At 76.7% G+C, this 25594-nt stretch carries 21 protein-coding genes and 1 riboswitch; of the genes, 10 read left to right on the top strand and 11 right to left on the bottom strand.

From position 1 onward, the window contains the following. Positions 1–2 precede the first annotated feature (2 nt). Positions 3–2066, bottom strand: coding sequence for a hydantoinase/oxoprolinase family protein (locus tag ACWIX6_RS07795; protein WP_448616271.1), 2064 nt, complete (start codon positions 2064–2066; stop codon positions 3–5). Between the two features lie 33 nt (positions 2067–2099). Further along, complete coding sequence (locus ACWIX6_RS07790; RefSeq protein ID WP_448616270.1) at positions 2100–2768, bottom strand: GntR family transcriptional regulator; 669 nt, start codon at positions 2766–2768, stop codon at positions 2100–2102. Between the two features lie 272 nt (positions 2769–3040). On the opposite strand from ACWIX6_RS07790, the gene ACWIX6_RS07785 reads away from it, so the two are divergent. Together ACWIX6_RS07785 and ACWIX6_RS07780 are read left to right on the top strand one after the other, a co-directional pair. Further along, on the top strand, positions 3041–3934 hold the full coding sequence (locus ACWIX6_RS07785) for an isocitrate lyase/PEP mutase family protein (RefSeq protein ID WP_448616269.1): 894 nt from the start codon (positions 3041–3043) through the stop codon (positions 3932–3934). 58 nt (positions 3935–3992) lie between these two features. After that, entirely contained in the window at positions 3993–5381 is a 1389-nt protein-coding gene (locus tag ACWIX6_RS07780; RefSeq protein WP_448616268.1) for an ADP-ribosylglycohydrolase family protein, read from the top strand. A gap of 66 nt (positions 5382–5447) precedes the next feature. Here the strand turns inward: ACWIX6_RS07780 and ACWIX6_RS07775 are convergent, their stop codons facing one another. Beyond that, positions 5448–6857, bottom strand: a complete 1410-nt coding sequence (locus tag ACWIX6_RS07775) for a ScyD/ScyE family protein (protein WP_448616267.1) — start codon at positions 6855–6857, stop codon at positions 5448–5450. Between the two features lie 262 nt (positions 6858–7119). Between ACWIX6_RS07775 and ACWIX6_RS07770 the strand changes: the two genes are divergently transcribed. The 6 genes from ACWIX6_RS07770 to ACWIX6_RS07745 all read left to right on the top strand — a co-directional run bounded on the left by ACWIX6_RS07770 (position 7120) and on the right by ACWIX6_RS07745 (position 15490). After that, positions 7120–12672, top strand: coding sequence for a DUF4011 domain-containing protein (locus ACWIX6_RS07770; protein ID WP_448616266.1), 5553 nt, complete (start codon positions 7120–7122; stop codon positions 12670–12672). A 35-nt stretch (positions 12673–12707) separates the two neighbouring features. Next, entirely contained in the window at positions 12708–13067 is a 360-nt protein-coding gene (locus ACWIX6_RS07765; protein ID WP_448616265.1) for an ArsR/SmtB family transcription factor, read from the top strand. Continuing rightward, positions 13064–13504 carry an SRPBCC family protein gene (locus ACWIX6_RS07760; protein ID WP_448616264.1) on the top strand — a complete coding sequence of 147 codons (441 nt, stop codon included), beginning with the start codon at positions 13064–13066 and terminating at the stop codon, positions 13502–13504. Before ACWIX6_RS07765 ends, ACWIX6_RS07760 begins: the two co-directional genes overlap by 4 nt. Then, entirely contained in the window at positions 13501–14097 is a 597-nt protein-coding gene (locus ACWIX6_RS07755) for a maleylpyruvate isomerase family mycothiol-dependent enzyme (protein ID WP_448616263.1), read from the top strand. Before ACWIX6_RS07760 ends, ACWIX6_RS07755 begins: the two co-directional genes overlap by 4 nt. 32 nt (positions 14098–14129) lie before the next feature. Further along, a complete protein-coding gene (locus ACWIX6_RS07750; RefSeq protein ID WP_448616262.1) occupies positions 14130–14393 on the top strand; it encodes a hypothetical protein in 264 nt (87 codons plus the stop codon). Positions 14394–14815: 422 nt separating this feature from the next. Further along, positions 14816–14952: riboswitch (cyclic di-AMP (ydaO/yuaA leader) on the top strand. Positions 14953–14968: 16 nt separating this feature from the next. Further along, entirely contained in the window at positions 14969–15490 is a 522-nt protein-coding gene (locus ACWIX6_RS07745) for a C40 family peptidase (protein WP_448616261.1), read from the top strand. 4 nt (positions 15491–15494) lie between these two features. On the opposite strand, the gene ACWIX6_RS07740 is transcribed toward ACWIX6_RS07745, so the two are convergent. The 7 genes from ACWIX6_RS07740 to ACWIX6_RS07710 form a co-directional block, all read right to left on the bottom strand. Next, positions 15495–15998, bottom strand: a complete 504-nt coding sequence (locus ACWIX6_RS07740; protein WP_448616260.1) for an NUDIX domain-containing protein — start codon at positions 15996–15998, stop codon at positions 15495–15497. 21 nt (positions 15999–16019) lie between these two features. Continuing rightward, entirely contained in the window at positions 16020–16835 is an 816-nt protein-coding gene (locus ACWIX6_RS07735; protein WP_448616259.1) for a matrixin family metalloprotease, read from the bottom strand. 2 nt (positions 16836–16837) lie between these two features. Further along, positions 16838–17980 carry an OmpA family protein gene (locus tag ACWIX6_RS07730; protein ID WP_448616258.1) on the bottom strand — a complete coding sequence of 381 codons (1143 nt, stop codon included), beginning with the start codon at positions 17978–17980 and terminating at the stop codon, positions 16838–16840. Positions 17981–18039: 59 nt separating this feature from the next. After that, positions 18040–19266: a hypothetical protein gene (locus tag ACWIX6_RS07725; protein ID WP_448616257.1), complete on the bottom strand. Its 1227-nt coding sequence runs from the start codon at positions 19264–19266 to the stop codon at positions 18040–18042. Then, a complete protein-coding gene (locus ACWIX6_RS07720) occupies positions 19263–19976 on the bottom strand; it encodes a hypothetical protein (RefSeq protein ID WP_448616256.1) in 714 nt (237 codons plus the stop codon). The genes ACWIX6_RS07725 and ACWIX6_RS07720 overlap by 4 nt, the downstream gene beginning before the upstream one ends. Positions 19977–20105: 129 nt before the next feature. Further along, positions 20106–21227 (bottom strand): DUF3048 domain-containing protein, encoded by a 1122-nt coding sequence (locus tag ACWIX6_RS07715; protein WP_448616255.1) that lies wholly within the window; start codon positions 21225–21227, stop codon positions 20106–20108. Positions 21228–21472: 245 nt separating this feature from the next. Beyond that, positions 21473–21640: a hypothetical protein gene (locus ACWIX6_RS07710; protein ID WP_448616254.1), complete on the bottom strand. Its 168-nt coding sequence runs from the start codon at positions 21638–21640 to the stop codon at positions 21473–21475. A 143-nt stretch (positions 21641–21783) separates the two neighbouring features. Here ACWIX6_RS07710 and ACWIX6_RS07705 point away from each other — a divergent pair, with 143 nt between their 5' ends. Both ACWIX6_RS07705 and ACWIX6_RS07700 read left to right on the top strand, forming a co-directional pair. After that, a complete protein-coding gene (locus ACWIX6_RS07705) occupies positions 21784–22881 on the top strand; it encodes a DUF5925 domain-containing protein (protein WP_448616253.1) in 1098 nt (365 codons plus the stop codon). Between the two features lie 141 nt (positions 22882–23022). Beyond that, complete coding sequence (locus ACWIX6_RS07700) at positions 23023–23910, top strand: hypothetical protein (protein ID WP_448616252.1); 888 nt, start codon at positions 23023–23025, stop codon at positions 23908–23910. A 21-nt stretch (positions 23911–23931) separates the two neighbouring features. Here ACWIX6_RS07700 and ACWIX6_RS07695 read toward each other — a convergent pair whose 3' ends face one another. Further along, a complete protein-coding gene (locus ACWIX6_RS07695) occupies positions 23932–25434 on the bottom strand; it encodes a flavin-containing monooxygenase (protein ID WP_448616251.1) in 1503 nt (500 codons plus the stop codon). Between the last annotated feature and the right edge of the window lie 160 nt (positions 25435–25594).

Genomic DNA, 25594 nt, shown 5'->3' with positions numbered 1-25594 from the left:
GGTCAGCCCTCCAGGGGGTTGATCAGCAGGCTGCCCGAGGCGTGCACGGTGGCCGCATGGCCGGGCAGGACGAGGGTGGTGGAGTCCATCTCGGTGACGATCGCCGGGCCGGTCACCACGTCCCCGGCGCGCAACCTCGCCCGGTCGTAGACCGTGGCCGGCACCCGCTCCCCGCCCACGTGGACGGAGTGGTCGGCGACCTCCGCCGCGGACGGGTCGCCGTCGCCCTCGGGCAGCCTGACCGGTGCCACGTCGGGCTTCGGGCCGGTGACCGTGGCCCGGGCGTTGACCAGCTCGTGGTCGACCGACAGCAGGAAGGAGAACAGCCGGTCGTGCTCGGCGTCGAAGCGCTCACCGAGGGTCTGCAGCGCACTGTCCGGGCGCTCCAGCCAGGCCGGGTCGACGTCGACCGGGATCTCGAAGCCCTGGCCGTGGTACCGGACGTCGACCTGGTAGCCGGTCGTCTGCTCGTCGCGGGCCACGCCCTGCGCGGCCAGCCGGGCGCCGGCGTCCTCGGCCAGTTCGGTGAGGACCTGCGCCAGGTCGCCTCCGGTGAGGTCGGCGAACCGGCGCAGCACGGTCCGGGCGGACTCGTCCCGGCGGCTGGTGGTGGCGTCACCGAGGGCGTTGAGGATGCCGGGCGCCGGCGGCACGATCACCGGCCACGCCCCGGTCAGCTTCCCCAGCGCGTTGGCGTGCAGCGGACCGGCGCCGCCGAAGGCGACCAGGGCGAAGTCGCGGGGGTCGAAGCCCTGCTGCACCGAGACCAGCCGCAGGCCGCCGAGCATGTTCTCGTTGACGATGTCGACGATCCCGGCGGCCGCCGCCTCGGCCGACTCCAGCCCCATCGCCTCGGCGACCTTGGACACCGCGGCCCGGGCGGCGGCCACGTCCAGGGTGATCTCGCCGCCGGCCAGGCTGGTCGGCAGGTACCCCAGGACGACGTTGGCGTCGGTGACCGTGGGGTCGGTGCCGCCCTTGCCGTAGGCGGCCGGGCCCGGGTCGGCGCCGGCGGACTGCGGGCCCACCCGCAGCGCCCGGGTCAGCTCCGGCACGTGCGCGATCGAGCCGCCGCCGGCGCCGACGGTGCGGACGTCGACGCTGGAGGCCCGGACGGTGAGGTCGCCGACCTTGGTCTCCCGGCCGATCCGCGGGTCCAGGTCGCGCACCAGGCCCACGTCGGTGGAGGTGCCGCCCATGTCGAAGGTGATCACGTCGCGGTGGCCGCACTGCTCGGCCGCCCAGACCGCGCCGGTCACGCCGCCGGCCGGGCCAGACAGCAGCATGGTCACCGGCGCGCCGACCGCGGCCGACGCGGACTGCAGCCCGCCGTCGCTGCGCAGGATGGCCAGCTCGCCGGCGACGCCGCCGTCCCGGAGCCGGTCGGCGAGGTTCTGCACGTAGCGCTTGACCTGCGGCTGGACGTAGCCGTTGGCCACGGTGGTCAGCGTGCGCTCGTACTCGCGCAGCTCGGGGAGGACGTCGGAGGACAGCGACACCGGGACGCCGGGCAGCACCTCGGCGGCGATCGCGGCGATGCGGCGCTCGTGCGCCGGGTCGGCGAAGGAGTTGATCAGGCTCACCGCCAGGGCGTCGACCTGCCGGGTGGCCAGCCGCTGCAGCTGCCGCCGGACGTCGTCCTCGTCGAGCTCCCGCACCACCGACCCGTCGCTCGCGATCCGCTCGTCGACCTCGACGGTGTTCTCCAGCGCGGCCAGCGGCTCGGGCTTGGGCCAGATGATCCAGCCGGCCAGCCCGCCGGGCACGAAGGACCGGGCGATCTGCAGGACCTGCCGGAAGCCCTTCGTGGTGACCAGGCCGACGGTGGCGCCCTTGCCCTCGAGGATCGCGTTGGTCGCGACCGTGGTCCCGTGCAGCACCGAGGCGACCTCGGACAGGTCGATGCCGGCCGCGGCGCAGGCCTGCTCGATCCCGTTCAGCACACCGACGGCCTGGTCCGCGGGTGTGGAGGCGGTCTTCGCGCGCCAGGTCGCGCCGCTGCCCTCCTCCACCAGCAGGACGTCGGTGAAGGTGCCGCCGACGTCGACTCCGAGCCGGTAGCTCATGGGGCCTCCTCTTCTGGGGACGGGGTGTGCCGGTCAGGACCGGGTGGTCTGCCCGGTGGCGGCGCGGACCATCACGGCCCGCGCGTTGAGGATGTGGGCGGTCATCACGGCCCGAGCCCATGCCGGGTCACCGGCGCGCAGGGCGGCGGCGATCTCGGCGTGGTGGGCCAGGCTGCGGCGCAGCGCGGCGTCGTCGTAGGCGTGGAAGTTGCGCGCGACGATCGGCGGGTGCACGGCGGTGGCCAGCGCACCGGCGAGCGCCGGGTGGCCGGCGAGCGCGACCAGCCGGTCGTGGAAGGCCCGGTTGAGCGGGACCAGCGCGTCCAGGTCCTGCCGCGGTCCGGGGCAGCCCACTCCGAGCATCTCGGCGGCGAGCGCGTCGAGCTCGTCCGCGTCCGCCGCGGTGGCCTGCGGCACGGCGAGCGCGGTCAGCTGGGGCTCCAGCAGCGCCCGGAGCTCGAAGACGCCCTCCAGCTCCTCGACGGTCCAGGTGGCGACCCGGGCGCCGCGGTTGGCCACCATCTCCACCAGGCCCTCGGCGGCCAGCCGGGACAGCGCCTCACGCACCGGCGTGCGGCTGACCCCGAGGCGGTCGGCGAGCTCGACCTCGCCGAGCCGCGCGCCGGCCGGCAGGCCCCCGCCGAGGATCAGCTCACGGAGCGTGTCGAGCGCACGCTCGGCCGAGGTGATCGACCGTGTCACAGCTCACACCCCCTCCGGATTGCATGCAACGTACGGGCCGCGACCGGGCGAGGCAAGAGCCGTGGAGCGATCCGCGGATGGCTCTTGCGCTGCCAGGAAGACGGGAGCAGGCTGGGCCAGCCGGAGGTCGTCGTCGCCCCGTCGGTGACCACGCGGGCGCATTGCATACAGAGCCTCGCGCTGGCCTCGCGTCGTCCCTCCAGGCCCGGGCGCCGAGCGACGGGCTGGACGGCCTGCACTGATCCGGGATCCGCACACAAGGAGGCTCACCCGTGGGTGATCTGCTCGGGAACCACCGTCCGTCGCCGGGCCGCCGGCTGCGCGAGCTGCTCGCGACCGGCCGGCCGCTGCTCGCGCCCGGCGCCTATGACGCGCTGTCCGCGCGGCTGGTCGAGGAGGCCGGGTTCGACGTCGTCTACATGACCGGCTTCGGCACGACGGCCTCGCTCATCGGCCGGCCCGACGTGGGGCTGCTGTCGGGAACCGAAATGGCCGAGAACGCCCAGCGGATCGTCGCCGCGGTGGACCTCCCGGTGATCGCCGACGCGGACACCGGCTACGGCAACGCGATCAACGTGCTGCGGACGGTGCAGCTGTACGAGCAGGCCGGGGTGGCCGCGCTGCAGCTCGAGGACCAGGTGGCGCCCAAGAAGTGCGGGCACATGAGCGGCAAGGCCGTGATCGGCACCGAGGAGATGGTGGGCAAGATCCGGGCGGCGGTCAGCGCGCGCCGGGACCCCGACCTCGTCGTGATCGCCCGGACCGACGCGGTCGCCGTCTCCGGGGTGGACGACGCGGTGGCCCGTGCCCGCGCGTACGCCGACGCCGGAGCCGACGTGCTCTTCGTCGAGGCGCCGACGTCGGAGGAGGACATCGCCCGGGTCGCCGGGGAGCTCCACGGCGTGGCGCCGCTGGTGTTCAACTGGGCCGAGGGCGGGCGGACGCCACCGCTGCCGCTGGAGCGGATCGCCGAGCTGGGGTTCGCCCTGGTGATCTACCCGATCGGGACGCTGCTCGCCGCGACCGCGGGGATCCGCTCGGTGCTGGCCACGCTGCGCGCCGACGGCACGCCGGCCGCCGCGATGGGGTCGCTGCCGACGTTCGACCAGTTCACCGACCTGATCGGGCTGCCGGAGGTGCAGGCACTGGAGCAGCGCTTCCGGTGACGGACCCGGCGCCGGGATGGCACGGTGCGAGGTGCCGTCCCCGAGCGCTGGAGGCCGAATGCCCTCGTCGATGCCCCGTGCCCACCGCGTCGCCGGCGCGCTGATCGGATCGGCCGTCGGCGACGCGCTGGGTGCCCCGTTCGAGTTCGGGCCGCCGGGACGGTTCTCCGCCCGCTTCCCGGCGCCCGCCCGGGGGGTGCGGACGGAGATGTGCGGGGGCGGGTCGCTGCACTGGGCGCCCGGCCACTTCACCGACGACACCCAGCAGGGCCTGCTGCTGGCCGGCTCGCTGCTGGAGCACGGCGGGCTGGACGAGGCCGACGTCTTCGACCGGCTGCGGCACTGGCTGGCCGCCGATCCCCCGGACGTGGGCGGGCAGACCCGCGCCGTCCTCGGCTCTGGACGCCCGTGGCAGGTCGCCGCCGCCGAGCACTTCGCCCGCTACGGGCACGCGGCGGGCAACGGCTCGATGATGCGCATGACGCCGGTCGCCATCCGGTTCGCCCGGGAGGGGCGGGCCGCGACCATGGACGCCGCCCGCCGCCAGTCCGCGCTCACCCACGGCGACCCGGCCGCTGGCGAGGGCTGCGCGGTCTTCGCCGACCTGGTCCGGGTGGCCCTGGACGGCGGCGACCCGTTGTCCGAGCTCCCCGCGACGCTGGAGCAGGTGGCCCCCGGCCACCGCGACCGCTGGGCGGAGGCGCTGTCCCCGGACTGGACGCCGGACCGGGCGACCACGCGCAACGGCGCGGTCTGGCCGACGCTGGGCACCGCCGTCTGGGCGCTGCGCCGCGGCCGGGACGTCGCGGAGGTGCTGCGGCTGGTGATCGACCGGGGCGGGGACACCGACACGCTGGCCGCGGTCGCCGGCGGGCTGGCCGGCGCGGTGCACGGGATCGCCCGCATCCCGATGCGCTGGACCTCGGTGGTGCACGGCCGGGTCCCCGGCGCCGACCGGCTGTGGCAGCTGGCCGACCTGCACCACCTGGCCGCGGCGCTGGACGGGTCGACCGCGCCGCCCTACGAGGCCCCCGAGAGCTCCGGCCTGGAGCCGCGGGAGGTGGCCGACGGGGTCTGGGCGGCCGACCTCGACGGAGCGCGGCACAGCTCCCCCGACTTCGCCGTGGTGTCGCTGTGCCGGACGGGGACCCGGTTCCGGCACGAGGTGCAGCGCTTCGCGTACCTGACCGACGACGACGCCAACAGCGAGCTGGACGCCGTCCTCACCGACGTGCTCGACGACGTCGCGGCCCTCCGCGCGGACGGCCGCCGGGTGCTGGTGCACTGCTTCGCAGGACAGTCCCGGACCGGCCTGGTGCTGCGTGCCTGGATGCGGCGCGACCAGGGGCTCTCGGCCGCCGAGGCGACCGACGTGGTCCGGCGTCGCTGGCCGCACCTGAGCCTGTGGAACCAGAGCTTCACCCGCGCGCTGGAACGCGTGAACTGAGCCCCGGACACGACCGCGGCGGCCGGCGGGAGTCCCCGCCGGCCGCCGCAGCGCCGTCCCCGACGGTCAGGGAGCGGTCTCCTCCTCGGGTGCGGTGCCCTCCTCGGGTGCCGTCCCCTCCTCGGGTGCGGTGCCCTCCTCGGGTGCCGGCTCCTCCGCGGGTGCCGGCTCCTCGATCACCGTGTCCACGTCGGGCGCCGTCCACTCACCGGTGAAGGCGTCCTCGTCGACCAGGACGACCTCCCCGCGCGCGGGGATGCCGAGGAAGGCGGCGATGCTCCACGCCGAGGCGTACACGCCGGCGCTGGTGGACTCCAGCCCGGTCGGCATCGTCACCTGGGCCGTGGTGCGGGCGTCGTCCTCGTCGATCCGGACGATCTGCCCGACGACGGACGGGTCGAAGTCCGCCCCGGGCTCCTCCGCGGGCGCACCCTCGAAGAGCTCCGAGGCGTAGACCGCACCGTCGCGGTCGACGGCCACCCCGGTGATCCCGGTGAGGTGATCGATGGTGCGCTGCCGCTCGCCGTCCTCGTCCAGCACGTAGACCCGGCCGGCGCCCGGCACCTCGGCCCCCAGCGTCCCGACGTAGATCATGCCGTCGGGGCCCTCGGCGAGCTCGGTGGGCACCGAGTCGCAGCTGAACTCCTCGGGGTCGTTGTTCGGCCGCACACCGCAGGTCGCGACCTCGTCGCCGGTGATCGACGGCGGGACGAAGAAGGTGCTGATCTCCCCGCTGTCCAGGTCGACGGACAGGACGGCGTTGGCGCCGGCGTCGGCGACCAGCACCCGGTCGTCCTGGGCCAGGACGGAGAAGGGGTTGGACAGCGCGTCGACCGGCTGGCCGTCGACGAACTGCACCTGCTCGTCGGGGTTGTTGTCCAGCTCGTACTGCAACAGGTCGTAGGTGTGGACGACCTCGCCGTCCGGCGTGGCGACCAGCAGCGCGGAGCCCTGCGGGGCCTCCTCGGGAGCCGGCTCGGTCCCGCCGGCGGGCTCGGTGTCCGCGGGCTCGTCGGCGGGGGCCGGGTCGCCCGACGCGGTCGGCTCCTCCGGCGGTGCCGGCTCGCCCTCCGGGGGTGCGGGCTCCCCCTCCGGCGGTGCCGGCTCGCCCTCCGGCGGGGCGGGCTCGCCCTCCGGCGGTGCCTCCTCGGGCGGCATCTCCCCTTCGGGCGGTGCCTCGCCGAGCGCGATGTACAGGTGTCCGTCGTGGTGGTCGACGCCCTGCAGGTTGGCCAGGCCCGACAGCAGCGTCTCGACCTCGCCGGTCGCCCGGTCCACCGAGGACACCTCGCCGGTGTCGGACTCCGCGACGACCAGCTTGCCGTGCTCGTACCGGCTCAGCTGCCGTGGGCCGTCCAGCCCCTCCCCCACCACGGTGACCGGGTTCCCGGTGCCGTCCCCCGTCGAGCCGCCGTCGGCCCCTGCCAGCGCCGCTGTCGGCGACCCCACCACCAGCGCCGCCGCAGCCGCCGCCACCGCGGCTCTCCTGCTCCGCTCCATGCCCGGTCTCCCGCCTGTCCGTAGCTCCGTCGTAAACGAGCGCGAAGCTAGCGAAGGTCACGGTTCGTGATGAAGCTCTGGACGAGGTCCCCGCGATCACTGGCGCGCGGCGTCGCCGGCTGTGACATCGCTGTGACCGTGATCATGCTGCGCCGTCGATCGGCACGTCTGCCCCGCCCGTCACAGCCCCGGCCCGGGGTCCCCCACCGGGCCCGCCCCCGGCGGTAGACAGGTGCGCATGGGCGAGAGCACCGGCCCGCGGCACGGATCCCCGGGCGACGTCCCGACCGACGTCCGCGTCCGGGTCGACGCGCTGCCGGTGCTCAGCTGGGCGCTCGCCCGCGCGGGGGTCCCGCTGCTGTCCCGGGTGACCCTGACGTCGACCGCCGGCTGGGTGCGGGGCGCCACCGTGCGGCTCACCGTCCACACCACCGAGCGTCCGCTGGGCGACCCGGTCGAGGTGGTCACCGACCTCGGGCCCGGCCCGGTCGAGCTGGGCGACCCCGGTCTCCGGCTGGACGCCGGCGTGATGGCCGACATGGCCCGCAGCTGCACCGGCACCGTCGAGGTCGCGGTGCGCGCCGGCGGCCGCGAGGTCGGCCGGGCCGTCGTCCCGGTCCGGGTGCTGGCCGCCGACGACTGGCTCGGGAGCCCCGCCCCGCTGGCGCTGGAGACCCTCGCCGCGCACGTGCGCCCCCAGGACCCCGCGCTGGCGACGCTCGTCGGCGCGGCCACCGACCTGCTCGAGGGGCGCACCGGCGACCACCCGGTCGCGGCCGCGCCCTCGGGGCCGGCCCGGGTCGACGAGCGCGCCGCGGCGATCGTGGAGGCGGTCCGCCGGCGCGGCATCCGGCTGGACGCCACGCCCTCGGACTGGGCCGGCACCCCGCAGCGGCTGCGCACCCCGACCGAGGTGCTCGACGACCGGCTGGGCAGTTGCCTGGACACCGTCCTGGTGCTGGCCGCGGCGTTCGAGCAGGCCGGGATCCGGCCGCTGCTGTGGGTCGTCGCCGCGGGTGCGGCGGGCCGCGGGCACGCGTTCGTCGGCTACTGGCGGGTCCCCGGCTGCGCGGCGTCGACGGCCACCACCTCGGTGGAGGGGCTGGTGGAGCTGGTCGAGTCCGGGGCCGTCCAGCTGGTCGAGGCCACCATGCTGACGGCGGACGCCGAGCCGGCCACCTTCGGCGACCTGCACCGCACCCCGCACGCGGCCTGGCTGACCGGGGACCGGTCGGAGGTCGTCGGCGTCACCGACGTGCACCGCGCCCGGGTGGACGGATTCGGTCCGCTGCCGGTGCGGTCGGTCGAGTCCCCGCCGGCCCGCTCTACCCTGGCCGACGGCCGGACGGCGGACCCGGTCGAGCAGTGGCAGGCTGACCTGCTCGCCTCCCTGCAGGGTCCGGCTCTCGAACCCGTCGACCGGCTGGCCCTGGCGGCGCCGGCCGGCGGACCGGCCGCGATCGCCGACCTGGTCGCCGCCGGCGCGGCGGTGGACCTGGTGCCCGCGGGCCGGCTCACCGGGCTGCAGCCCGGGCACGCCGCGGTCTCCGTCGACGTCCCGGCGGGGGACTGTCCGGACCGGCTGGCCTCCCTCGCCGAGGGCGCGGCGGGACCGGGCGGGCACCGGCTGGTCCTGGCGCTGGGCAGCGTGCTGCTGGACGCGGACAGCGGGCTGCGCCGGGCGCCGCTGCTGCTGGTGCCCGCGGCCCTCACCGGGACGCCGTCCGGCGGCTGCCGGCTGACCGCCACCGGACCCGGGCGGCTCGACCCGCGGCTGGTCGCCGAGCTCCACCGGGACTGGGGCGTGCGGCTGCCGCTCCACCTGGCCGGGCCGGCAGACCCGACCGGGTCGGTCGAGGACGTGCTCGCCGGGCTACGGGACGCGCTCGCCGCCGCCGACGTGCCGGCGACCGTCGAGCCGACCGCCGAGCTCGCCGTCGTCCCGGCCGCGCCCTCCCGGGCGTGGGCGGACCTGGACGAGCACGGCGAGGCGTTCGCCCGGCACCCCGTGGTCGCCGCCCTCGCCGCCGTCCCGCCCCCGGTGCTCCCGGTACCGAGAGCACCCGCCCTCTCGGCACCGGGAGCACCACGGGTGGCGGTGGACGGCGACCTGGACGAGCTGGCCGCGACGCTGCCGCTGCCGGCCGACTCCGCGCAGCTGCGCGCCGTGGCCGCGGCCACCGCCGGGCGGACGTTCGCGCTGGACGCGGCCGCCGGGACCGGGGCGACCCAGACCGTCGCGAACCTGGTGGCCCGCTCGGTCGCCGACGGCCGGCGGGTGCTGGTCGTCGCCGGGCACGGGAGGGCGCTCGACGACCTCGCCGGCCGGCTGTCCGCGGCGGGTCTCGGCCCGGTGGTCGGCGACCTGCGCACCGGCGCGGCCCTCGCGCCCGCGGCGTCCCCCGACGTGCCGGCGGACGGCGCCGACGAGCTGCCCGCACTGCGCCGACGGCTGCACGACGCCGTCCGGCGGCTGCACGAGCCGAACTCGGCCGGCCTCTCGCTGTACGCGGCCCGGTGCGGGGTGCTGCCCGCCGACGATTCCCCCGAGCTGCTGCTGCCGGGGTCCTTCGCCGCGAACGCGTCGGTGCGCACGGTGGGCGCGGTCCGCGACGTGCTGGCCGCGCTGCCCGCCCGCGCCGCCCCCGCCGAGCCGCGGGCCGGGCACCCGTGGGGCTTCCTGGACCGGCCGGACGTCGACCCGGTCGCCGTCCAGGCGGCGGTCGTCGCCGTGGACCGCGCCGTCGACGGGCTGCCGGCCGGCGGCCCGCTGGCGGACGTGCTCACCCGGGTGCGGACGGCGGACGACCTCGGCGTGCTGGCCGCGGTGCTGGCCGACCTGGTCGACGGCTCCGTCCCGCTGGAGGTGCTGGACGAGACCGGCACCGCGGAGTGGTCGGCGGCCACGGACGCCCTGCTGCGCGCGGTCAACGCCTTCTGCGCCGCCACCCACGCCGGGCTGGACGTCGCGCTGCCGGACGCGCTGGACCTCCCGCTGGCCGAGCTCGCCGACGCCGGCGCCGAGGCGGCGGCGTCGGGCCGGCTGGGCCGGACGAAGCGGCTGGCCGCCGTGCTGGACCGGCTCGCCCCGGTCCTCCGCGCCGACGCGCGGGTGGCCCCGGCCGACGTGCCGGGGCTGCTGGCGGACCTGGTCGAGATCCAGGCGGCGGCCCGGGCGCTGGCCTGGCGCGCGGCCCTGGTGTCCGGGCTCGGCGTGCTCCCTACGTGGAACCCGCTGGCCGACCCGGCGCTGGTCGAGCGGCGGGTCGCCCGGCTGCGCCGGCTGGGTGCCGCGGCCGGGCACCCCCGCCCGTTCACTCCGGCGCTGCGCCGCTTCCTGCTCACCGGCCCGACCGGGGACCCGGCCGCGGTCGCCGCCGTCGGCCGCGTCCGGGACGCCGTGGCCGGGCTGTCCCCCGCGTGCGCCGCCCCGTCCGACCAGCTGGCCGGGTGGGCCGGCGAGGACGGGCTCCTCTCCCGGTGGACGGCGACCCGCGCCGGGCGGGCGATCGACACCTTCGGCCTGCCGTCGCTGCGGGCCTGGCGGGAGCTGCTGACCGGGCTGGAGCTGCTGCGCGCCGCCGGCCTGGACGCGGCGCGGTCCGCGCTGCTGCAGGGGGCGGTGGCGGCCGAGGACGCGGTCCCCGCCTTCGACCGCGGGCTGGCCCGTGCCTCGCTGCAGGAGCGCCAGGCAGCGGCCGGGCGGGACGAGGCGGGCGGGCAGGACGAGGCGGCGCGCCGGTTCCCGGTCGCGTCGGCGGCGGCCCGGGCGTCGGTGCGGGCGGCGCTGGCCGGGTGGTCGGCGGGTGCCGCGGGTGACGCCCGGCCCGAGCAGCTCCCGTGCGTGCTGGCCGACCCGGAGTCGGCGGCGACCTGGCTGCCCGCCGTCCCGGAGCTGTTCGACGTGGTGGTGGTCGAGGAGTCCGGGCGGCTGGCGGTGGCCGACGCGGTCGGGGCGCTGGCCCGCGGCCGGTCCGCGGTCGTGGTCGGGGACCGGCACCGCCTGCCGCCGCCGTCGCCGACGTCCGACGCGCCCCCGGCGGAGAGCCTGCTGGACGCCTGCCTGCGGGCCGGGCTCCCCCGGCTGGAGCTGACCTGGCACCACCGCAGCGCCGACGAGGCGCTGTTCGCGCTCAGCAACGCCCACCACTCCGGCGGACGGATCCGGACGTTCCCCTCACCCGTCGGCGGACGGCCGCTCTCGCTTGTCCGGGTGGCCGGGACCTTCCACCGCGACGGGTCGCTGCCGGGGACCAACCCGGCCGAGGCGCGGGCGGTGGTGGCCGAGGTGCGCCGGCGGGTGGACGGCGGCGCGCTGTCGCTGGCCGTCGTGACGCTGCACCCCGGTCAGCGCGCGCTGGTGGAGCGGTTGCTGCGGGACACCGGCGACGAGCGGGTCGGGACCGCACTGGACACCGGCGCGCTCGTCGTCGCGCACGTGGACGACGTGACAGGGCTGGCGCGGGACGTCGTCCTGCTGTCGCTGGGCTGCTCGGCCCCGGCCGGCGGGCCGGTGCCCGTCGACCTCGGTCCGCTCGCCCGCGCCGGGGGCGAACGGTGGCTCAACGCGGCGGTCACCCGGGCGCGCCGGCAGGTCGTCGTCTACGCGTCGTTCGACCCGGAGCAGCTGGCGGCCGGGGGCACGTCGGCGCTCGGCGTCCGGCAGCTGCGGGCCTACCTGGACCTGGCGGCCGGAGACGTGGACGCCGTCCCGCGGACCGGCGGCGGGCCGGACGCGCACCGCGAGGACGTCGCGGCGACGCTGCGGGCCCGCGGACTGGTGGTGCGCACCGACGTCGGGCTGTCGGCGTTCCGGGTGGACCTGTCGGTCGCCCGGCCGGGCGCACCGGGGCAGCCGGTGCTGGCGGTGCTGCTCGACGGGCCCGGATGGGCGGCCCGGGAGACGGTCACGGACCGGGACGGGATGCCGGTGGACGTGCTGGGCCGGGTGCGGGGCTGGCCGGCGGTCGAGCGGGTGTCGCTCGGCTCGTGGCTGGCCGACCCGGGAGCCGTGGCCGACCGGCTGGGAGCTGCCGTGGCGGCGGCGGTCGGCCCCGCGCCGGCCGCACCGCCGGCCCCGCTGCCGGCGGCGGCCGCCGTCCCGCTGCTGGTCGAGCCGCCGCCGGTCACCGTGCCGCCGGCCGCTCCGGCGTCGACGGCAGGGGCGACGGCCGCCGCGGCGCAGTCGCGGAGCGCGGCGCCGGTGCGGGTGACGGCGCGTCCGGCCGTGCCGCCGGCGACGCTGGCCGGCGAGCGGCCGTTCCTGCCGTGGACGCCGAAGCCGGCCGGGGAACCGAAGGTGTTCCGGCGGCTGACCGACCCGGAGGTCGCCCGGCAGGTGCGGCGGGTGCTGGCCGCGGGGATCGCGGCGGAGGGGCCGGTGCACCGCGAGCGGCTGGCCCGGCTGACCGCGGGGGCGTTCGGGGTGGCCCGGGTGAACGAGGCGCGCCGCGAGTCGATCCTGGCGCTGCTGCCGGACCCGTCGGCGGAGTTCCGCTGGCCCCCGGGCCTGGACCCGGCGCAGTGGACGGGGTTCCGGCGCCAGGCGTCCAGCGCCGAGCGGCCGCTGGAGCACGTGCACCCGGACGAGATCGGCAACGCGATGGTGGCGCTGTGCCGCGCCGGGGACGGGATGACCCGGGACGAGCTGTTCGCCCGGACGCTGGCGGTCTTCGGTCACCGGCGGCGGCACCCTGTGCTGCTGCCGTACCTGGAGGTCGCGCTGGCCCACGCGGTGCGGGCCAGCCGGGTGACCCGGCAGCCGGCCGGCAACCTGATCAGCGCCGCGTGACGGTTGTTCAAGTTGACGCTTGAGGAAGCAGGTGCTTGAGTAACCCCGTGGCGGTCACCTTCGACGACGAGCGGCTCGACGCGATGTTCGCCGCGCTCGCCGACCGCACCCGGCGGGACATCGTGGCCCGGCTGAGCGAGGGCGAGGCGACGGTCACCGAGCTCGCCGCCCCGTACGCGATGAGCCTGCAGGCCGTCTCCCAGCACATCGGGGTGCTCGAGCGGTGCGGCCTGGTGAGCCGGGGCCGGCACCGGCAGACCCGCCCGTGCCGGCTGGAACCGCAGGCGCTGGAGGCCGCGGTGTCCTTCATCGAGGACAGCCGGCGGACGTGGGCGGAGCGGATGGACCGGCTCGAGGCGCACCTGGCCCGGGTTCAGGACGGCGGCCCGCGGTGAGCGCCGACGAGCTGGTCTCCCGGCGGGTGGTCCGCGCGCCGCGCGAGCTGGTGTGGCGGTGCCTGACCGAGCCGGCGGAGCTGACGCAGTTCTGGGGTCCGCGCGGCACGACCACCCCGCTGGACGGCATCGTCGTCGAGCTGCGCGTCGGGGGCCGGTTCGAGACCCTGATGGTCGGCGACTCCGGCAGCCACCGGATGGTGGCTGCGTTCACCGAGGTCGTCGCGCCCGAGCGGCTGGCCTGGGTCGAGCCGGCCACCGGGGTGCACACGACCAGCACGCTCACCGAGCTCGGCGACGGCAGCACCGAGATCGTCATCCGCCAGCGGCACGTGCCCGAGGCGATGCGCTCGCCCGAGGCCCGTGCCGGCTTCCTCAGCTCGCTCGACGCGCTCGAGGAGCACCTCGCCCGCCTGACCCGAGAGGAACGACCGTGAGGGATCTGCAGACCTGGGTGGCACCGACCTGCGACGGCCTCGCCGACGCGCTCGCCTCCGCGCCAGCGGGGGCCTGGGACGCCCCGTCGTTGTGCGAGGGGTGGCAGGTCCGGCACGTGGTCGCGCACGTGACGATGCCGGCACGGCTGACACCCGAGCAGTTCGGCGCGGAGATGGCGGCGGCCGGCGGGGACTTCACCGTGCTGTCGAACACCGTGGCGGCGCGCGACGGCTCCCTGCCGGAGGCCGACCTGCTGGCGGCGTTGCGCTCCCCGGTGCTGCACGCGTGGCAGCCGCCGGGCGGGGGCGCGGCCGGTGCGCTGAGCCACGCCGTCATCCACTCCCTGGACGTCACGGTCGCGCTCGACCGGCCGGCGGTCGCGCCGACGGAGGCCGTGGTGGCGGTGCTCGACCAGCTCACCGCCGCCGGCGGCGCGTTCTTCGGCATCGACCTGGCCGGCGTCCGCCTGGAGGCCGAGGACGCCGACTGGAGCTGGGGCAGCGGCGACGCCGTGCGCGCCGACAGCGGCCGGCTGCTGGCACTGCTGAGCGGCCGCACCCTGCCCGACGGCCAGAGCCTGCCACGCAGCTGATCCGGCGACGACACCTGCCCTAATCTGCGACGGTGGAGCCTCAGGACCGGGTGGACGACGCCGACCGGCAGCGGCTGGTGCGCCTCGCCCTGGCGGACTGGTCGGCGGCGGCCGACGCCCGGGTGGACTCGGTGGTCGTGTCGACCCGTCGGGCGGCGGTGAACCTGTTCGTCAACGGCGACTACGCGTACTCCGTCTACTTCCGGCGGGGCGAGGACGGCCAGTGGGACGAGGCCGGGTCCTCCAACGGCCACAGAACCCGCTTTGATCTGGACGCCGTGGACGAGGAGACCTGAGCAGGCTTCCGACACCGGGTGAGATCCGCGCTCTCGTGGCTTCCAGCCACCCAATTGGGACGAGAACGCAGATCCGGCGAGGAGTCGCTGAGACTCGCCCGTCAGTGACCGTCGTTACGCCGCTGGACGTGCTGGATCACTGACCGACGGTTCGGACTCGCGCAGGACAGGACAGATGTAGCGCGCAACCTCCTCGCGCACCGCCGGTCCCTGGCGTCTCCGGACCGTCGGGAGTAGCCGCAGGTACCGCTCGGCGAGTCGTCCTCCCGAGCACCTCGGGGAGTTACCGTGAGCAACCGAGCGAGCACGCATGGTGCGCTCGGCGAACTCCCAGACGGCACTTACCGTCGTCGCGTCCGCCGGGTCCCGTCGTCGCCGTTCCAGGTGACACCCGCCGGACACCGCCGAACCGGGCTCCAGCCGTACTCAGCGAGCCGACGCCCGGACCGGGGACCCACCGCAGTACTGGGGTGAAGCGCTGCCGGCACGAGTGCCGAGCGCCGGGCGAGTTCCCCGCCCGAACCCGTCAGCTAACTCGGTAGGCGGTTGCGGAGAACAAGGAGATCCCGTCGTCCATGACGACCATGCGCACGTCCCCTGCTCGTCGTCCCTCCCGCCCCGGCCGTCGAGCAGCGATCGCTCTCGTCGCCAGTGCCGGGGTGCTGCTCACCCCGCTCACCGCCCAGGCGTCCGCCCCTGCCCCGACCGGCGACGCCGTCGCGTCGGCGTCGGTGGCCGCCCCGAACTCCGCGGCGCAGGCCGTGGTCGACACCGCCCTGGCCCAGCAGGGCAAGTCCTACGTCTGGGCCGGCGCCGGCCCGCACACGTACGACTGCTCCGGGCTCACGCAGTTCGCCCTCGCCGCGGCGGGGGTCTCCCTCCCGCACTCGTCGCGGGTCCAGTCCACGATGGGCTCCCCCGTCGCCCGGGGGGACCTGCAGCCCGGTGACCTGGTGTTCTTCTACAGCCCGGTCAGCCACGTCGGCATCTACGTCGGCGGCGGGCAGATGGTGCACGCGCCGACCGCCGGGGACGTCGTCAAGGTCTCCAGCGTGGACGCGATGTACGGCTTCAACATCGCCCGCCGCCTGGTCTGAGGCGTCAGCCGTCCGGCTCCGGCGGCCCATCGCGGCCGTCGGAGCCGGACAGGTGCGCGAGCAGCCGGTCGAGGAAGGGCACCTGGCCCTTGACCAGCTTGGTCCGTGCCTCCGCCACCGGGAACCACGCCGACCGGTCGATCTCCGGGAACTCCTGGACGCGGCCGGAGCGGGGTGGCCACTCGAGCGGGAACGTGTTGCTGACCGTGGTCGCGGCGTCGAGGTCGCCCTCGGCCGCGAAGACGGTGAGCAGCTTGCCACTGGAGGTCCGCAGCCGGCCCAGCGGCAGCAGCTCGGACGCCGGCACGGGCGAGCCCAGCTCCTCCTGGAACTCCCGGCGGGCGACGTCGGCGGGCTCCTCGTCCGGGCCGTGCTCGCCCTTGGGGATCGACCAGGCGCCGTCGTCCTTGCGGGCCCAGAACGGCCCGCCCATGTGGCCGAGCAGCACCTCGCAGCCGGCCGCGGGACTCAGCCGGTAGAGCAGGATCCCGGCGCTGGGAGGAGGCACCGCGCCATCCTCACAGGGCCCTCACACCTCCGGGACGCACGCCCCCGCACCGAGCCGCGCCAGCCCGGTCAGGTCACCGGGCGCGAGGTCGAGCACCCCGGTCTCCGGGTACATCAGCTGGCCCGGGTCGCTCACGTGGTCCAGCCCGACCAGGTGGCCGAGCTCGTGCAGCACGATCGCCCGGGCCCGCGGGACGCCGTCCGGCTCGGCGAGTACCCGGGCGAACGCGGCGGCGTCCAGGTCCACCAGGCCGCTGACGAACACCTTCGGGCTCCCGGGCACGGACACCGGGACGCTGCCGGCCTCCCCGGCGACGTCGCCGGCGAACTCGGGGTTCTCCGCCTCGGTCTGCCACGAGACCAGCACGGGCGCCCACCGGTCGCCGTACCGGTCGGGCTGGAAGAGCTCCCGCACGGCGCCGGAGGCCTCGTCGGTCGGGCCGTCGAAGACGAACGTCAGGCCGGTGACCGCCGCCACGCGGGCCACCGCGTCGTGCAGCACCTGCTGCCCGCCCACCGGCGCGTTGTCCGGACGGACGACGTAGTGCACCGGGCGGCAGGGGTCGTAGCCGACCGGGGTGACGCCGTCGTCCTGGAGCGCGACGAACCCGTGGACGCCGCCCTGCGGCGGTGCCGGCAGCGGCGTGCCCAGCGGACGGTCCGCGGACCCGACGCCCGGCGTCGGCCGGGTCGGCACCCCCGCCGCCTCGGCGGCTCCGCCGACGGACGGCGGACCGGCGAGGTGCGCGGCACCCAGGGACAGCCCGACCACCAGCAGCACCGACAGCAACCCGCGGACGCCGGGGGCCGGCGGCCGGGGACCGTCCGGCCGGTCCACCGTCAGCCCAGGGCGCAGGTGACGTCGGCCGACGCGCCGGCCAGGTCGAGGACCACCTTGCGGTTCGACGCGGCCGCGGCCGGGACCAGCGCGCCGGCGGCGTCGGAGTCGGGGACGTAGCCGGGGAACTCGCTGCCCAGGCCGACGACGGTGAGCGAGCCGGCCGGGACGCCGAGGTCGACGAGCAGGTCGGCCACCGCCTGGGCGCGCTGCAGGCTCAGCGCCCGCTGCCCGGCCGGGTCGCCGACCCGGGCCGTCGTCCCGGTGACCGTGGCGGTGAGCTCCCCGTCGGCCATCTGCGCCGCGATCGGCTCCAGCGTGGCCGAGGCCGCCGCACGGTCGGCGAAGGCGGCGCTGTCCGGGGCGAAGGCGACGTCCCCGCCGGTCAGCACCACCGTGCCGGCGGTGCACTGCACGCTGCTGCCCGGCGGGACGACGCTGACCGGGGGCAGCCCGGCCGCGGCGGCCCCGCCGAGCGGTGCCTCCTCGACCCGGGCGCCGTCCGCCCCGGCGGCCTGGACGACCGCGGTCCAGATCGCCACCAGGTTGGCGCGCTGCGCCCGGCCGAGGGCCGGCTGCGGGTCGGCGGTGTCGCCGAGGCCCTGGAAGACCACGTCCACGCCCGTCAGGTCGGGCAGCTGCCCGGCGTCCTGCAGGCTGGCGGCCAGCTCGGCCGGGTCGGCGTCCAGCAGGCCGGGCCCGGTGAAGTCCAGCGGCGCGACGGTGGACAGCCCGGAGTCGACGACGACGAGGGTGTGCCCGCCGGCGGCCGAGGAGACCGACCGGGCGCCGAGCTCCAGCGCGGTCAGCAGGTCGACCTCCGGGGTCCGCGCCGCGGCCGTCGTCAGGTGCTGGTTGATCCGCGCCCGGTGCGCCGCGCGGTCGGCGTCGGCGGCCTGCGCGTTCTCGTCGCTGACCTGCAGCGGCCACGCGTCGAGCTCGAACGGCGCGCCGTCGGCGACCACCAGCGACAGGTCCGACTGCGCGCCGAGAGCCCCCTCGAGCGCGGCCGCGGCGGCCCCGTCCACGCTCACCACCGGCATGTTGCTGCGCGCGCCGACGACCAGCGCGAGCCCGCCGGTGGGCGCGGCGGGCTCCGCGCAGCCGGTCAGGCCGACGGCGACGGCGAGCGCGCCGCTCGCCACGGCGAGACGGCACAGGGGGGAGCGGGAACGCACAGGGGTCCTCTCGATGGGTGCTGCGGTCAGCCGGCCGTCGTCGGCCGGGCGGAGCCGTTGACCCGCACCGGGACCGAGCCCCAGGGCGGGGCCGGGCTGGCCGCGCCGGCCGGCGGGCCGGCGGTGGTGACGGCGTTGGTGGCGGCCGGCTGTCCCAGCAGGCCGGCCAGGTGGATCCGGGCGAGCTGCTTGAGTTCGGCGATCTCGGCGTCGATGCTCCGCGCGGCCTCCGCGGTGCGCTGCGCCGTCCGCTCCTGCTCGGCCCGGGCGGTCGTCACCGCCGCCTCCGCCGAGACCACCCGGCGCTCGGTGGCGCCGGCCTCGGCGCGGCAGCGGACCAGGTCGGCGCGCAGCTTCTGGTAGCTGGTCATCCGCGGCCGGTGGCCGGAGAAGCCGATCCAGAACGCCAGGACGCCGGAGGCCAGGTAGAGACCGCCGAGCAGCAGCGCGGACAGCATCGGGTCCGGGCCCGTCGGCGCCACGGCGGCCGCGTCGGCGCCGAACCCCGCCCCGGCACCCGCTGGCGCCGTCGGCACGAACTGGGTGCGCACGTAGAAGGCGATCCCGCCCAGCGCGGCCCAGGCGGCCACCATCAGCGCGATCCAGGCCCGGCCCAGCCCGCCCTGCCCCTCCCGCAGGTTCTTCGCGGTGTGCCCGGCGGCGTGCAGGACGGCGACCGAGGCGAAGGTGAACGAGCCGACCAGCACCCAGGTGAGCAGTGCGTCCTCGCGGAGCAGCCCGGCCAGGGTCATGTAGAAGGTGACGAGGTCACCTGCGGCGACCACCGGGAGCAGCAGGAGCAGCGCGCGGGCGGACCACCGGCTCGAGGTCAGCCCCTCCAGCCGCTCCAGGTCGGGACGGCGTGAGCGGCGTTCGGTCTCCTCCGGTCCGGTGTCGGGCAGCAGCGCCCGCTCGTAGGCGGCGACCAGGCGCTCGGTGTGCGCGAGTTCCGCCTGCGCCACGGCGGCGCGCTGCCGGGCGGCGACCGCGGCGGCCTCGGCCGTGCCCACCCCCCGCTCGGCGACGGCGGCCTGCTCGGTGCCGTCCAGGGTCTGGTGGGCGTGCCACTGCGGGCGCAGCGAGTCCAGCCAGCCGTCCAGCACGTCGGCGTTGCCGGCGTCCAGCGCACCGGTGGCGTGCAGCTCGGTGACCGCCTTGCGCACGGCCTCGCGGGCGTCGACGGCGGACAGTCGCGGCGGCAGCTGCGGATGGGCGGGCCGGTGCGGGGCGTCGTCCCCGGGTCGCCGGGTCACGCGGCCACCCCGATGTCGCGGGAGGGTTCGATGGCGTCGGCGGTGACCCAGGACGGCGCCGGGCACAGCTCGGTCTGCCACCGATTCACCAGCACCTCGGCGTCCGGGTGGCCGCGGGTGAGGGCGCGGCGGTAGAGGGCGGCCTGGCGGCGGGTGTGGTCGCCGTAGCGGAGGACCCGGGAGCGGGCCATCTCGGCGCGCTGCCGGCAGGACGCCTCCAGCCGGGCGCGCTCGGCGAGGACGGCGTCCAGTGCCTGCTGGGCCTCGTCCTGCCCGGCCGCGGCGACGGCGACCCGGCGGTCGTGCTCGGCCTGGCGGCGCTGCCGGACCAGGCTCTCCGGGAGGTCGTGCTCGCCGGCCGAGCGGCGGGCCAGCTCACCGGCGGTGGGGGCGACCGACGTCCGGGCGTGCTCGGTGGCGCGGGCCATCAGCGTGCCGTGCAGCGGGACCAGCTCCGCCTCGACGGCGCCGAGCCGGACGGCGAGCGGCGCGACGTCGGCCAGGTAGCGGGCCCGTTCCCGCTCGCAGGCGTCGTCGTGCCGGGCCAGCAGGTCCTGCAGCACCGGGGTGGTCTCCTGGCTCATGCCCAGCGGCAGCCCGGCTCGGCGGTCCGCCCGGGCGGCCAGCCGCAGCCGGAGCCGGGTGGGCCAGGAGACCGGCAGCGCCCGGTAGCGCACGTTCCTCGACCCGCTCATCCCGGTCCTGGTCATCCCGGTCCTCCCCCGCAGTCGCTCGGCATCTGAGCCGATACAACAGCGCGGACCGCGATAGCCGGTGACGCAGCGTGAACATCCCGCCGAAAGAGTGAGCGCGGGCACCCGAACGGCGGACGCCGTGGCTCAGCCGACGGCGACGGCCCCCGAGCCGTTCGGCACCAGCTCCACCCAGGTGGTGCCGGGGGCCAGCCGGACGGGGTTGCCGTCCGGGCCGGTGACCACCAGCCGGTCGCTGACGCCGTTCTTGGTCCAGCGCCCGGGCACCGTGGCGCCGCCGGTGGCGACCAGCGCCTCACCCGAGCCGACCAGCACGGTCTCGGGCACGGGGTTGCCGGCGGGGTCCTTGGCTGCCGTGTTCACCACGTCGACCCGCAGGACGACGACGTTGGTGGCGCGCACCGGGGTGCCGTCCGCCTCGACCGCCGGCTTGGCCCCCTCGGCGCGCACCCAGCGGCCGTCGGGCGGGCTCCAGGTCCAGACCGGGTTGCTGGACCGGGAGAGGGTGAGCCGCAGCGCGGCCGCGGGCGTGCCGGAGGTGACCGCGGTCGGCTGGGCGCCGGCCTCGGCGTGGTCGAACTGGGGGCCGGGTGCGGCCTGGTGCGCCGGGTCGGCCTGGGCCAGCAGCAGCGCCGGGTCGGCGTAGACGTTGTGCGGTGCCGAGCGGCTGCCGATCCGGTCGAACCCGTCGGCACCGGCGTCGTGGCTGACCACCTGCAGCCCGGCGGCGGCCACCGCGTCGATGTAGGGCCGCTGCCCGCCCGAGAAGGCGAACAGGCCGCGCAGCGGTCCGGCGATCGCCGGGTCCATCGGGCGGATGGAGCGCACCGGCCCGAGCTCGGCCGGCAGGGTGGAGTGGTAGACGGCGACGAAGCGGGTGATGCCGCCCTCGACGACCTCCTCCCACACCATGTCGGCGGCGCCGAGGCCGGTCTGCGGGCGGGCCTCGACCGAGTTCTCGATCTTCACGGCGAGCGCGGGGCGGGCCGGCACGGCTCCGCTCTCCAGCCCGGTCAACGGCCACAGCACGGGCGGCGGCGGAGGTGGCGGCGGAGGCGGCGTGGTGGTGGTCGGCGCGCTGGACGCGGCGGCCGGTTCCGCGGCCGGGGCGCTGCAGGCGGCCGAGCCGACCAGCGCGATGCCGATGAGCAGCGCGACCCCCACGCGGCGGCGCGGCCGCCGGGTGCGGATCCGGCGGGCCGGTCGGTGCGGGAGGTCGGTGCTCGGGGTCGTGGCCGGCGGCGGCATGGTGCGCGCTCCTGGGGTTCATGAGCGGTACAGCCGCCCGGTGAGCGGGTCAGCACTCACCGTAAGCGGACGCGATGGAGCGGCGGACGTGCCGCACCGGCCGGAGCGCACGCGTCCGCCACGGCCGTCCCACTGGTCGCAGCAGGCCCGCGCCGTCCCCCGGCCGCACCGCCGGTCCCGCCGGCCCCGACCCACCGGGCCGGTGCCACTCGGACCGGTCAGCTCTGCGGCCGCGTGGCGTCCGGTCAGTAGCGCGTGCGGCCCCCCGGCGGACGGCCGCCCGAGCCGCCGCGCTTGTTCGCCAGCTGCGCGACCAGGTCCTTGATCTTCTGCTGGTTGTGCGGCTTGCGGGCCTCCTGGAGCAGCCTCGCCGCCACTCCGGACACCACGAGCTTCCTGATCATGCCTGCCATGACGGCCTCCTCGACTCGGACTCGTCCTGCCGGGTGCCCGGGTGGCGGACCGCCCAACCGTGCCCGCCCGTGCACCTGTTCCTGTCGGTGGCCGGACGTACGGTCCGCCGGCCACCTGGACCACCGACCGGTCGGAGCTGCCGATGACGTCGACGCCCGCCGGCTCCCCGCTGCCCGCGGGCCCGGCCCGGACGGCGCTGGACTACCTGGAGGACCTCGGCACCGCGCTGATGATCCGGGCCCAGTGGAGCGGTGCCATGCCGCACCACCGCGCCGCGTCGGTCCCGGGCGCCGTCGACGACCTGGCCGCCCTGCTCCCGGCGGGGGCGGTGCTGCGCTTCGACCAGCGGTTCGACCGGCACCGCACGCTGTGCGCCGAGCTGCCCGGGACGATCGTGGAGGTGGAGAGCCGGCGGGACGTCACGCGGGTGCGCGTGGTCGGCGCGACCGGCGCCGCGGCCGACGCCCTGCTGGCGTCGGTGACCTCGGCGGCACGCACGGCGGCGGCGGAGCCGGAGGGCACCGTCCGGATGCGGTTCTGGTCCTCGGCGGACGGCGACGCCCAGCTGGCCACCCGGGGGGTCACCGCACCTGCGTGGGCCGAGGTCGCGCGCAACTACGCCGCTGGGTCGGCCGCGCCGCTGGCGGCGCTGATGGCGGTCGACGACCTGACCCGACGGCCGGGCCGGCTGGTGCTCTGGCACGGGGAGCCGGGCACGGGGAAGACGACGGCGGCGCGGGCGCTCAGCCGCGCCTGGTCCGGCTGGTGCGACACCCACTACGTCACCGACCCCGAGCGCCTGTTCGCCGATCCGCGGTACCTCCTCGAGGTGGCCGGCGCGGGCGGGGACGACGAGGACGCCGCGGACGACCGGCGGTGGCGGCTGGTGGTCGCCGAGGACTGCGACGAGTACCTGCGCACCGACGCGAAGCAGCGGGCCGGCGCCTCGCTGGGACGGCTGCTCAACCTGTGCGACGGCATCCTCGGCCACGGCCTGCGGGTGGTCGTGCTGCTCACCACCAACGAGGACGTCGGCAGCCTGCACCCGGCGATCACCCGGCCGGGGCGCTGCCTGAGCGCGGTCGACTTCACCCGGCTCTCCCCGGCCGAGGCGCGGGCCTGGCTCGGCCCCGGCGGCGCGGCCCCGCCTCGGCCCGCGACCCTCGCGGAGCTGTACGCCCTGCGGGAGCAGCGGACCGCCCTGACCGGCCGGGCGCCGGAACCGGGCGGGTACCTTTGACCCGGCCGGCGGACCCCCCATGGCCCTGGCGGGGCGGCTGCGGGCCCCCGGCGGGGCGGTTGTGACGGCTGGGACGGCCCCGTCGGCGGGTCGCCCGCGGACCGGTCCCGGCCGGCGCCCACCGGTTACCTTCCGGCCACCATGACACCGGGGAGCTCAGCGGACGACGGCACGGGCGGGCAGCCGGGATCGCCGGCGGACCCCGGGCAGCCGGGCCGCACCGGCCGGCACTGGGCCGCGCTGCTCGTCGTCGGGGTGGGGGTGCTGCTGACCGTCCGCTCCGGCGTCGCCACCGGCGGGGTCGGGGGCGGGCTGGTGTATGCCGGGGCCTGCGGGTTCCTCGTCGCGCTCTTCGCCCTGGTCATCGGGACGGCGCGGTGGGCGTTCATCGGTTCGCGGAAGGCGGCCGGGGTGGTGGCGGCCGTCGCCGTCCTCGGTCTGGGCGTCGGCGGCGCCACCACGTCGGTCCCGGCTCCGGCGCCGGGAGCGAGCCCGCTGTCCGACGCGGGCACGAGCCGCCCCGCGCCGGGGACCGCACCCGCGCCGACGACCGCGCCGGCGCCGTTCCCCTCTGCCCTGCCGCCGGCTCGGCTCGGCGGCCCGACTCCGACCGCCGCTCCGGCGCCGATGCCGGCCCCGACCGCGAACACGATCGCGACCGCGACCGGCAGCACGGTGATCGCCCCGCCGCCCGGGCCGGCACCCGCCCCGCTCCCGGCCCCGGTCCCGGCACCCCTCCCCGTCCCCGTTCCCGGCCCTGCGCCCGCGGCCCAGCCGGCGCCCGCGGCCCAGCCGGCGCCCGCGCCCGCGGCGCGGCCGACCGCCCAGGTGGCGCCCCAGCCCCGACCCCAGCCCGCCCCGGCCGCTGCTCCGGCGCCCCAGCCGGCACCCGTCCCGGCACCGGTCGCGGTCACTCCCGGGGCGGCCTGCGCACCCGAGGGCGCCACCGGCGTGACGGACCGCGGCCGGGTGATGGTCTGCAGCACCAAGCGCGGCCAGGACCAGGCCCGGTGGCGGTCCGCCGACTGAGTCCGGTCCCGGCCCGCGGCGTCACCGGTAGACGAGCGTCCCGTCGTCCAGGTCCGCCGCCGGGAGCATGTCCCGCTCGACCACGTACTCGTGCAGGTGCGTCCACGGCTCCCGGTCGCCCTGCTTGGGCATCAGGTGCATCGACCGGGCCAGGTAGCCGGGGTTGAAGTTCTCCGGGTCGACCCACGGACCGAGCGGCATGTCCCGGTCCTCCTCCCGCAGCGTCGGCACGACCATGGTCGCCCCCTTCTCCTCCATGTGCTGCAGGAGGCGGATCACGAAGTCGCTGATCAGGTCGGCGCGCAGCGTCCAGCTGTGCCGGAAGTAGCCGAACACGTAGGCCAGGTTGGGCAGGCCGGTGAACATCAGGCCGCGGTAGGTGACGGTGTCGGCGAAGTCGACCGGCCGGTCGTCGACGGTGAAGGCGACCTCGCCGAAGACGCTGAGGTCGAAGCCGGTGGCCGTGACGACGACGTCGGCCTCCAGCACCTCGCCGGAGCTGACCCGGATCCCGTTCTCGGTGAAGGTCTCGATGGTGTCGGTGACGACCGACGCCTTGCCCTCCCGCATCGCGGTGAACATGTCGCCGTCGGGCAGGACGGCGATGCGCTGCTGCCAGGGCCGGTAGGTGGGGTTGAAGTGCTTGTCGATGTCGACGTCCGGCGGCAGCAGTGGGCGCATCGACTCGATGAGAAACGTGCGCGCGTCCTCCGGCGACTCGGCCGAGACCCGGGTCAGCTCGTTGAGCTCGGCGATGTACGCGCGGCGGAGGATCTCGTGCGTCCACTCCTCCGGGACGTCGAGCGCCCGGAGCGTGGTCGCCAGCTCGTGGGTCTTCGGGCGGGCGTAGAAGAAGGTCGGCGACCGCTGCAGCATCGTCACGTGCGCCGCGGTCTCGGCGATGGCCGGGATGAGCGTCGCCGCCGTGGCCCCCGAACCGATCACCACCACCCGCTGCCCGGTGAGGTCGATGTCGTCGGGCCACTTCTGCGGGTGCACGATCCGCCCGCGGAACCGGTCCACGCCCGGCCACTCCGGGGTGTAGCCCTGGTCGTGGCGGTAGTAGCCCTGGCACATCCACAGAAAGTCGGTGGTGAAGCGGAGCTGCTCACCGGTGTCGGTGCGGGTGACGTCCACCGTCCAGCGCCGGTCCTCGGTGGACCAGCTCGCGGCGGTGACGCGGTGCTGGTGGCGGATGTGGGCGTCCAGGCCGTTCTCCCGGATCACCTCCTCGAGGTAGTGCAGGATCTCCTCCGACGTGGCGATCGACGGGCCGCGCCAGGGCTTGAACCGGTAGCCGAAGGTGAACAGGTCGCTGTCGGAGCGGACGCCGGGGTACCGGTGGGTCCACCAGGTGCCGCCGTGGCTCTCCAGCGCGTCCAGGACGACGTAGCTCTTGCCCGGGAGCTGCTCCTTCAGGTGGTAGGCCGCGCCGATCCCGGAGATCCCCGCCCCCACGATCAGCACGTCGACGTGCTCGACCCGCTCCTGCACCGCCGTCCCGGACGCCTGCGTCATCGTCATGGCCGCTCCCCACATCGAGTTCGGGACGGCGGACGTCGTCGCAGCCGATCCCCGTCCCGCCGTTCTACCACTCCGCGGCGACATCGTGTGAGCCCGGTCACAACGGTCGCGGGCTACTACCAAGAGCTGCCTACCGGGTGTCGGACGGATGTGGTGTGCT

It is taken from the genome of Modestobacter sp. URMC 112, from assembly GCF_053502575.1.
This window is presented reverse-complemented; position numbering and strand designations above follow the sequence as displayed.

Excerpts from the sequence above, each read along its gene's own strand:
- ACWIX6_RS07700 (WP_448616252.1), top strand. The coding sequence starts at position 23,023 with ATGACACCGGGGAGCTCAGCGGACGACGGCACGGGCGGGCAGCCGGGA.
- ACWIX6_RS07720 (WP_448616256.1), bottom strand. The coding sequence starts at position 19,976 with ATGACCAGGACCGGGATGAGCGGGTCGAGGAACGTGCGCTACCGGGCG.
- ACWIX6_RS07710 (WP_448616254.1), bottom strand. The coding sequence starts at position 21,640 with ATGGCAGGCATGATCAGGAAGCTCGTGGTGTCCGGAGTGGCGGCGAGG.
- ACWIX6_RS07745 (WP_448616261.1), top strand. The coding sequence starts at position 14,969 with ATGACGACCATGCGCACGTCCCCTGCTCGTCGTCCCTCCCGCCCCGGC.
- ACWIX6_RS07780 (WP_448616268.1), top strand. The coding sequence starts at position 3,993 with ATGCCCTCGTCGATGCCCCGTGCCCACCGCGTCGCCGGCGCGCTGATC.
- ACWIX6_RS07715 (WP_448616255.1), bottom strand. The coding sequence starts at position 21,227 with ATGCCGCCGCCGGCCACGACCCCGAGCACCGACCTCCCGCACCGACCG.
- ACWIX6_RS07695 (WP_448616251.1), bottom strand. The coding sequence starts at position 25,434 with ATGACGATGACGCAGGCGTCCGGGACGGCGGTGCAGGAGCGGGTCGAG.
- ACWIX6_RS07795 (WP_448616271.1), bottom strand. The coding sequence starts at position 2,066 with ATGAGCTACCGGCTCGGAGTCGACGTCGGCGGCACCTTCACCGACGTC.
- ACWIX6_RS07770 (WP_448616266.1), top strand. The coding sequence starts at position 7,120 with ATGGGCGAGAGCACCGGCCCGCGGCACGGATCCCCGGGCGACGTCCCG.
- ACWIX6_RS07705 (WP_448616253.1), top strand. The coding sequence starts at position 21,784 with ATGACGTCGACGCCCGCCGGCTCCCCGCTGCCCGCGGGCCCGGCCCGG.